At 35.3% G+C, this 8,398-nt stretch carries 8 protein-coding genes and 1 riboswitch; of the genes, 1 reads left to right on the top strand and 7 read right to left on the bottom strand.

Features of this window, described 5'->3' with window-relative positions; translation table 11 throughout:
- Positions 1-547, top strand: a 547-nt coding sequence (locus tag GZ63_RS0111580) for a M23 family metallopeptidase (RefSeq protein ID WP_029269701.1), incomplete at its 5' end; no start/stop codon positions are given.
- Positions 548-763: 216 nt separating this feature from the next.
- Here GZ63_RS0111580 and GZ63_RS17915 read toward each other — a convergent pair.
- From GZ63_RS17915 to GZ63_RS0111545, 7 genes are all read right to left on the bottom strand, one after another.
- On the bottom strand, positions 764-886 hold the full coding sequence (locus tag GZ63_RS17915) for a methionine/alanine import family NSS transporter small subunit (protein WP_156947727.1): 123 nt from the start codon (positions 884-886) through the stop codon (positions 764-766).
- Positions 886-2,421, bottom strand: a complete 1,536-nt coding sequence (locus GZ63_RS0111570; protein WP_029269700.1) for a sodium-dependent transporter — start codon at positions 2,419-2,421, stop codon at positions 886-888. The genes GZ63_RS17915 and GZ63_RS0111570 overlap by 1 nt, the downstream gene beginning before the upstream one ends.
- 181 nt (positions 2,422-2,602) lie before the next feature.
- Positions 2,603-4,162 carry a Na+/H+ antiporter NhaC family protein gene (locus tag GZ63_RS0111565; protein WP_029269698.1) on the bottom strand — a complete coding sequence of 520 codons (1,560 nt, stop codon included), beginning with the start codon at positions 4,160-4,162 and terminating at the stop codon, positions 2,603-2,605.
- Positions 4,163-4,339: 177 nt separating this feature from the next.
- A riboswitch (Lysine riboswitch) is annotated at positions 4,340-4,519 on the bottom strand.
- Between the two features lie 48 nt (positions 4,520-4,567).
- On the bottom strand, positions 4,568-5,344 hold the full coding sequence (gene yunB, locus GZ63_RS0111560) for a sporulation protein YunB (protein WP_029269696.1): 777 nt from the start codon (positions 5,342-5,344) through the stop codon (positions 4,568-4,570).
- A 94-nt stretch (positions 5,345-5,438) separates the two neighbouring features.
- Entirely contained in the window at positions 5,439-5,741 is a 303-nt protein-coding gene (locus tag GZ63_RS0111555) for a YunC family protein (protein ID WP_029269694.1), read from the bottom strand.
- Positions 5,742-5,825: 84 nt separating this feature from the next.
- Positions 5,826-7,220, bottom strand: coding sequence for a bifunctional metallophosphatase/5'-nucleotidase (locus GZ63_RS0111550; RefSeq protein WP_029269688.1), 1,395 nt, complete (start codon positions 7,218-7,220; stop codon positions 5,826-5,828).
- 11 nt (positions 7,221-7,231) lie between these two features.
- Positions 7,232-8,050 (bottom strand): sulfite exporter TauE/SafE family protein, encoded by an 819-nt coding sequence (locus tag GZ63_RS0111545; RefSeq protein WP_029269682.1) that lies wholly within the window; start codon positions 8,048-8,050, stop codon positions 7,232-7,234.
- Positions 8,051-8,398: the final 348 nt, after the last annotated feature.

The following is an 8,398-nucleotide window of genomic DNA, read 5'->3' as shown; positions in this document are numbered from 1 at the left end:
AAAAATTGGGTTGTGGAACTTTTATAAACGTGATCTTTCCGTTCAAACTATTGTCAGTACAGCAAAGGTATTTAAAAAATTTCAAGATATAAATCTGACTAAACGCGACTTCCCTGTATCAATGGATTACAATTATAGTTACGAAAGTACATGGGGGGATCGCCGAGGATTCGGCGGAGTTCGTATTCATGAAGGAACTGATATTTTTGCTGGATATGGAACCCCTGTAAAATCCACGACGTACGGTGTAGTTGAATTAAAAGGATGGAATTTATATGGTGGCTGGCGGATTGGAATTAGAGATATTAATAATATTTATCATTATTATGGTCATCTAAGTGGGTATAATGATGATATTAAGGTCGGACAAGTAGTTAAACCTGGCGACGAATTAGGCAGAGTAGGATCTACCGGTTATGGTCCTCCTGGAACCTCCGGAAAATTCCCACCGCATCTACACTACGGAATGTACAAAGATAATGGTCAAAATGAATATTCTTTTGATCCTTATCCTTATTTAAACAAATGGGAAAATATGGCTAAATAAAAATAAGATCCTAACCGTTCGTGTTATGATCTCCTTAAGGTTGCAAAATTTTAATTCAAAAACAAGATAGCATGTAAAATCGTAAAGATTTTCACATGCTATCTTTTCATCCAATTTTAATACTTAACCCTAAGTGGTGGTATTATTTTTATCTTGTTCCCCACCCTTAAGGAGAACTCGTTACTCCTGGTGTAATATTCTTATTTTAATCGTACATTAACTGGACTCTTTCGCATTCTGATCTTTGGATTTTTTCACCGCATTCGTAATGCTTGCAGCTAATCCTCCCCATATAACCACAACACCTATAATCATCACGAAAACTGCACTCCCACTCATTAATTTACCTCCTTCGATTCCGTATCTGCATATGCTTTCTCAGACTTTTTCCACTTTGTTAGAGATATGAGGATACCGATTATAAGTGCAGCAGCTGCCACAAACCAGCCACTATACAATATGAAAGTGTCAGCGTATCCTTCGTAATTTCCATTTTCTGTAGCAAACTCCTTAAGCAAATTTTGTTTAAATAAGCCAAACATCATATATCCTAAAACAAGTGGTGTAATGATAGACAAACTAATCGTCCACCATGAACCTAATCGGATATCAGATATTCCATTCGCATGATCTTTAAATTCTCCAACCTTTCGTAAAACCCAAGCTACCAAAATAACTTCAATAAGCCCGACAAATGCAACACCGAATTGATTAATAAAATAATCTACAGCATCTAAGAATGCCATTCCGCCTTGTGAAGCATATAAAAAAGAAACAACTGCAGCTAAACCTCCACCAAATAACACAGCTTTCGTTCTTGAAATTTTAAATTTATCAACTAATCCGGCCACATATGTTTCGGTAATTGACATTAAAGACGTTAAACCCGCAAGAACTAGTGAAGCAAAAAATAAAAATCCAAAAAGTTCACTAAAAGCCGGAAATTCATTTATAATCTTTGGGAAAACAACAAACGCTAATCCTACTCCACCCGCAACAACATCATCAATAGCTACCCCGGATTGTGTGGCCATAAATCCTAATACCGAGAAAACTCCGATACCTGCCAATAACTCAAAACTTGAATTCCCAAAGCCTGTTATAAAGGCATTATTTGTAATGTCTGACTTCTTCGGCAAATAACTTGAATACGTAATCATAATTGCAAAGGCAATGGATAAACTAAAGAAGATTTGTCCGTATGCTGCTACCCATACATTTGGAGATAAAATCTTACTGAAATCAGGCGCGAAAAATGATTCTAGCCCAACTATTGCACCGGGTAAAGTAACAGCCCGGATTACAATTATAAGAAAAATAACAAGCAATGTTGGTATGAAAATCCGGTTTGCTATCTCGATACCCTTTTTAACACCTCGAAATAGAATTCCCAAGACAAGCAACCATACAATAATTAGAGGAATAAATACTCCTGGAACAAGACTTCCTGTTTGCCCAACATCAACAGTATTCTGTAAATAATCATTGAATAAAAATGATTCCGTGTCTTCTCCCCAACTTAAATTAATGGAAAAAATCGAATAAGATATTGCCCAGGCAATAATAACTGAATAATATGTTGAAATGGTAAAAGCCACTAATACACCCCACCAACCAATCCACTCGGATTTTTTATGCATTTTTCGATAGGTTAAGGGTGCTGATCCACGATATTTATGCCCCATCGTAAACTCCATAATTAAGATGGGAATACCAGCAGTTAACAAAGCAAATAAATAAGGAATAAAAAACGCTCCTCCTCCGTTTTCATATGCAACAGAAGGAAAGCGCCAGATATTTCCTAATCCAACAGCAGAGCCCACAGCAGCTAAAATAAATCCGGCTCTTGTCCCCCATTGTGAGCGATTTTCCATTATAATACCTCTCCCTTCCACAATTATTTTAAATATCTTATTTTTCTGATATTTATGTTTATATTATAGCTTTACTTTTTATACATGTCAAAAATTTTATTTAATAATAAACAATATTCTTAATACATTGACATAATTAAAAGCACCTTTCACAATCCCACTATAAAGGTGCTTTTTAAAGTTATACTTTTTTTAAAGTTGTTTTGGTTAAAAACCGGATAAATATACCAAATGCAATAATTATCACAACTGTTACTATTAATGAAAGTAGTATATAATTCGTTAAACCAATCATTAAATATCCGATACATGCAGCTGCCGCAGCAAGTAATGCATATGGCAATTGCGTTATAACGTGATCAATATGGTTTGCACCAGCTCCAGTTGAAGAAAGAATCGTAGTGTCTGAAATAGGAGTACAATGGTCCCCAAATACTGAACCCGCTAGCACTGCCGCTAGTGAAGGAAGTAATAAATCCATATTTGTTATCACCGCAACTTCTGCTGCAATAGGCAACATGATACCAAAGGTCCCCCATGATGTACCAGTTGCAAGTGCCATGACACCTGCAATAAGGAAAAATAATAACGGTAAAAGCGTTGGACTTAATGAGACAGTTTGCACGATATGTGCTAAATATTCCCCGGTTTTTAATGTGCCTATTACAGAGCCAATCATCCATGCCAGTATTAATATATAAATGGCAGGAATCATTGTTTTAATTCCTTCTAATATTACTTTAAAAACGTTTGCTCTAGGCAGTTTTTGCTGCGTATGAAAGAAAAAAGAAGTACCAACAGCCAAAAGACCACCAATAAATAATGATAAATTAACATCGGTATTAGCAAATATTGTAAATATTGTTATATTACCATCACTGGCTTTTGCACCTGTGATTACCATTGAAGTTACTGTAGTAATAATCAATACACATATAGGTGCTAAAAGATGATAAACTTTTCCTTCCTCGTGAGGATTAAATGTGTTACTGAAATCGCCTGGAACTTTTTTATTTTTCGTATTAAGCAGTTCCCCGGTTTCGATTGCTCGTTTTTCATGTGTTCGCATGGAACCAATATCTAGCTTAAAGGTAGCGACAATAAAAACAAGAATCATTGCAGCCAGTGCATAAAAATTAAGTGGAATCATTTTAATAAATGCTTCAAATGGTTGAAGTGTTGTAATTTCATTAGCAGCGAATAAGCCCCCTAAAATACCTATAATATAAGCTCCCCAACTGGAAATTGGAGAAATTACAGTTACGGGTGCTGATGTAGAGTCAATAAAATAAGCGAGTTTTGCCCTGGAAATTTTATGCCGGTCTGTTAATGGTCTAGCAATTTGCCCAACTGCTAAACTATTAAAATAATCATCAATAAAGATCATTAAACCTAAAACAGCTGTCATTAATTGTGCACCTGTTCTCGTTTTTATCCGTTTTATCATCCACTCTCCAAATGCCCTGCTACCACCTGAGGCAGTTAAAAATGCTGTCATTATGCCTAATAATAACAAAAAACTCAATAATAAAATATTACTGATGTTAACAGATCCATCTGTAATAAATATCTGAAAAAATATAATCCAAATTTCTTTAAGCGTACCACCTATCGAAAAATTATGGATAAGTAATGCGCCTGCGATAATTCCTGCTCCTAACGAAAGTACTACTTTTCTTGTTAATAACACGAGTACAAGCATAATAATTGCAGGAATAATAGAATAAATTGTACCTTCCATCGAAGCTCCCCCATTAATTTTTTAACTTATACATGGAGGAATTAAGCTAAATGAAATATTACTAAGTGCTTTAGTTTCTTTTAGCCGTACAAATGATCGTGTCTTTTTAAAGGTAAACAAAAAAACAATGATAGAAAATAACCTATCATTGTTTTACAATATACGTTATCCTCCATCTCGATCAGTAGTCCTCCATGCACATTACTGCAAACATGACAGTATTCCTCTTATTCAAAGAAATACCAGCTAATAATAAAGATGACCTTCATTACGCTTCGGCAAACAATCCTTTCGTCAATTATCATTGATGTCATACTCCAATTGATTACTGATATCATTTGCACCTCTACCTCACCGATCTGATAAGGTTTAATATAGAATTATGATTACTACTATACTAGATTGTTAATTATCCTGCAAGTCTTTTTTTGGTACTGAAATCGATGGGTCTTTACCGTCTCCCCCATAAAATTCGGGAACATCCCCCATAACCAAATGTTTATCAATTAAAATTTTAGTATCGATGCTAGTAACTTCTGTGGTAAACGGAATAACGATCTGTACTTCAGCTTCAACTATAACATAAAGCGTTACTAATACATTATTAATTCCAAATTCTTCTCTCTGTTCGACGATATCTGTTTGAACATTTCCCACTAGTTCAAGATTAACCGGAATTTTAGGACCCAAGTTGGCAAGAATGGTATTGCCAGTTGCCTGACCGATAGGAATTTCTACAACCGTGGGGTCCCTTTCTACAAGTTCATCCACCGTATCTCCATACATTTCAGGTTCATCCAGTGGATCTTCATAATCAGGGGGTTCACCTCTGTTCATACTGTGAAAAAATTCTTCTACTCTATCCGTTGCGGCTCGATTAATTTTATTAACAACAGATGAGTCCCATCCAATAAATGAAACATTCCCCTCATTATCTGTTGTCGTTTCCGTAAGATCTTCAAAGGTATATTCCTCCGCAAATTTTACAGCAGAATTTATCCCGCGTGTTGCAAATTCTGTTGTTTTCACTTCTGCTACTTCCATCAACGTGGGTTTTATTCCATTGTTAATAATATGCATACTGCCAAACAAAAGAAGGATAAATAATATCAAGGTTACCATAAGAATATTTTTTACTGGAGGTGGTGTTCTTTTCTTTTTTATTCCGAATCTTCGTCTCATATGAAAACCCCCCTTAAAACAAGTTATGCTTTTTAAAAGGAGGATAGAATTATATAAAAAAAGAAAATGCCTTCCTAAAAGGAAGACATCTGTTCTAAGATATTTTAAGCAACGCTTCTTTGCCTGTCATACCAACTTCCCAGCCAAATGATTTTGAAGCATCGGTTATTTTTTCTAATGGGGCATGTAAGAGCTGATCAATTGTTTTAACACCCTTTGCACGGCCAGCGACCACATGACGATCTGATAAAATGGTATTTAACACGTCTACATCTAATGCTGCACACATAATGTAACCAACTTCATTTGTTATAACTAATAAATTTGTTTTTGGTAATTCTACACGAATTGAAGTAAAAATCATACCATCTACCTCTAAAGGATTAACTGTGATCATCCACTTCCCTCCTTCTTGCTTACATAATATATGTATGCAAGAAGCTAGATCGATGTCACGATTATAGTGGGTTATTCATTTTATTTAAGCAAAATTTTGAACCAGTGTATATGCTAGTAAATCGCGAATAAATTCAGGTAAAAAGAACTGTTTTGTTGAAGACTTTGCTATTTCTGGAAGTAATCTTCCAAATGTAAATGTGTCCGCTGTTGCTACTCGATAAATATTGTCTTTAACTAATTCTTCACCTTGAAAAGTAACCTTCTCCACATATTCCTCACCATTAGAACGGGTAAACGTTTTGACTGTAAGACCTGAAAATATCATCCTGCCAAGTACTTCTCCACGAAAACCAAAACCACGTAATTTTAATTCCGTAAATTCTTTTGTAAAAGAAGCTCGGATTACTTCCAGTAATTCATCACCAGAAAGCTGCACGATACAAGGGTTTATTGGATGCGGACAAATGCGGTGAATGTCCTTAAATGTCACATCACCAGCCCCCAATTGATCCATAAGTAAACCTGCATTTAACATTGCACAATCTGCATTTGTCCAATTTTTTAATGTATCCGTAAGCTTTTGCATGATTTCGGTATGCTGAAACCATTTTACTTCGATTGGATTTTCCATATGTATAATAGGGTCACCGAGGAGTCTATCTGCCTCTTTATTTAAAACCAGCAGTGATTGTTCCGCCTGCAAGTCATTAGAATAATGCGTAATATCTGTTGCATATGCTTCTTTATTAACAAGTTTATTTAAATCGTGATCCCATGTGAGAATAACTTCCCCTACAAAGGAACAATGCTTTCCCGCTGCCGTAATAATTGTATTGTTGATCTCCTCTCCCCTACGTAATAAATGATGTGTATGACCGCCAATGATAACGTCGATAGCACTAAAACGTCTGGCAATTTCCTGATCTTCATTAAGTCCTAAATGAGATAATAAAATAATAATATCAGAAACTTGTTCTAACTCATTTATATATTTCTCTAGCGTATGAAAAGGTGCTTCCACATGCCAGTCAAGTAAGTTATAAAACGCATTAAATGGGGCGGTAAGACCAATCACTCCTATTTTAACGCCTTTAACAGATTGAAGATGTACCGTTGGCTGAAGCCATTCAGGTTCCAACGAGCGCATACTTTTTAAATTACTACATACCACCTGAAAGTTCGCCTTATCATATAAATGGAATAGGTCCTCATGAGCAAGCGTAATCCCCTCATTATTTCCAAGGGTCACGATATCATAACCTGCATCGTTCATTAGCTGAACATTCGCTTTTCCTTTGAATGCTTCAGCTATTGGATGCACTCTATCCAAGTGGTCCCCTATATCAATTATCCAGCAAGATTGGTGTTCTGCCTCTCTTTTTGCTTTCTCATTCTTAAAATAACCAGCCACACGAGGCCACTGTTTAAAATTACTATGTAAATCATTCGTATAATACATATATATTCTTTCTTTCATTTCCATGCTCCTTAAGCTAATCCTTCTATAATTAATCGCAATCCAATAAGTACCAATATTATCCGAAGTATCCACTCTAATGCTTTACTGTTTAAAGATTGGTTAACTCTAGCACCGATCTTGCCACCTATCCAAGCTCCAGGAATAAATAATAAAGTATACTCCCAAACAATATGACCAAGCATGATATGTGTACCTGCGCTCATTATACTTATGAATAAAATCATAAACATGGACGTAGCAGTAGCTATATGTGTAGGTACTCCAAAAAAAAGGATCATTACTGGAACCATTATGGATCCCCCGCCAATACCAAACATACCTGATAATATTCCAACACCTAATGAAATATAAAAGGCTGTCCATACCGAAATACGGTAGTGATATATTTCACCATCAACTTTAAACGTTCTTATAGAATTATCCTGTTTTGTATTTCCTAAAGATCGCGGTTCTCGTTTTATTAAAAATAGAAAAGATATGATTACCATGATAAATCCAAAATACAGCGAAAAGTCATTGGCATCGATGTATTGGTTTAACCATGCACCTATAATACTGCCTGGAATACTCCCTGATAAAAAGTATAAGCCTGTCTTATAATCAACCCGCCCTTTTCTAAAGTAAGAAATAGTTGATGATAGCGCAGTAAAAACCATAACAATGAGAGATATCCCCACTATCATTTGAGGGGAGGCCCATGCAAAGTCATGAACATATTGGCTTAAGAGCAGCATAGTTGGAATTAAAACTACTCCGCCTCCTAAACCAAGCAAACTCCCAATGAATGCTGTCATTATTCCTATAATTAAACAAATGATATAAATCAAGCATATCCCTTCTAACTTTTACTTTCTACAATGCTATTTATTTATCTTAGCACTGATTGCAAGCAGAAACAAAGAACACCACTTATACAGTTGCCAAAGACAGTATTAAAATTACCTATTGTTTTCATAGGAATAAGTAATTATAAATCTTTATTTTGATCATCACCATTTGCCAGGTCCATTAAATTTCTTCTCTCTTTGTAATTTTCATACAAGCAAAAAGAGGCTGGGACAAAACTCGGCTAAATAGCGAAAAAAAGAATTCAGTAGATACTGGATTCCTTTTTTTGCTTTAGATTTAAAATAATTGATTATTCTGCTAATAATTAGTAAACAAAAAGAGCACCT

The sequence above is a fragment of the Virgibacillus alimentarius genome, from assembly GCF_000709085.1.
In the GTDB taxonomy this organism is placed as follows: Bacteria; Bacillota; Bacilli; order Bacillales; family Amphibacillaceae; genus Virgibacillus_B; species Virgibacillus_B alimentarius.
The sequence above is the reverse complement of the archived record's forward strand: the minus strand, read 5'-3'. Positions and strand labels throughout refer to the sequence as shown.

Bases quoted from the DNA above. Each gene is read 5' to 3' on its own strand.
- GZ63_RS17915 (WP_156947727.1), bottom strand. From the start codon at position 886: ATGAGTGGGAGTGCAGTTTTCGTGATGATTATAGGTGTTGTGGTTATA.
- GZ63_RS0111570 (WP_029269700.1), bottom strand. From the start codon at position 2,421: ATGGAAAATCGCTCACAATGGGGGACAAGAGCCGGATTTATTTTAGCT.
- GZ63_RS0111565 (WP_029269698.1), bottom strand. From the start codon at position 4,162: ATGGAAGGTACAATTTATTCTATTATTCCTGCAATTATTATGCTTGTA.
- yunB (WP_029269696.1), bottom strand. From the start codon at position 5,344: ATGAGACGAAGATTCGGAATAAAAAAGAAAAGAACACCACCTCCAGTA.
- GZ63_RS0111555 (WP_029269694.1), bottom strand. From the start codon at position 5,741: ATGATCACAGTTAATCCTTTAGAGGTAGATGGTATGATTTTTACTTCA.
- GZ63_RS0111550 (WP_029269688.1), bottom strand. From the start codon at position 7,220: ATGAAAGAAAGAATATATATGTATTATACGAATGATTTACATAGTAAT.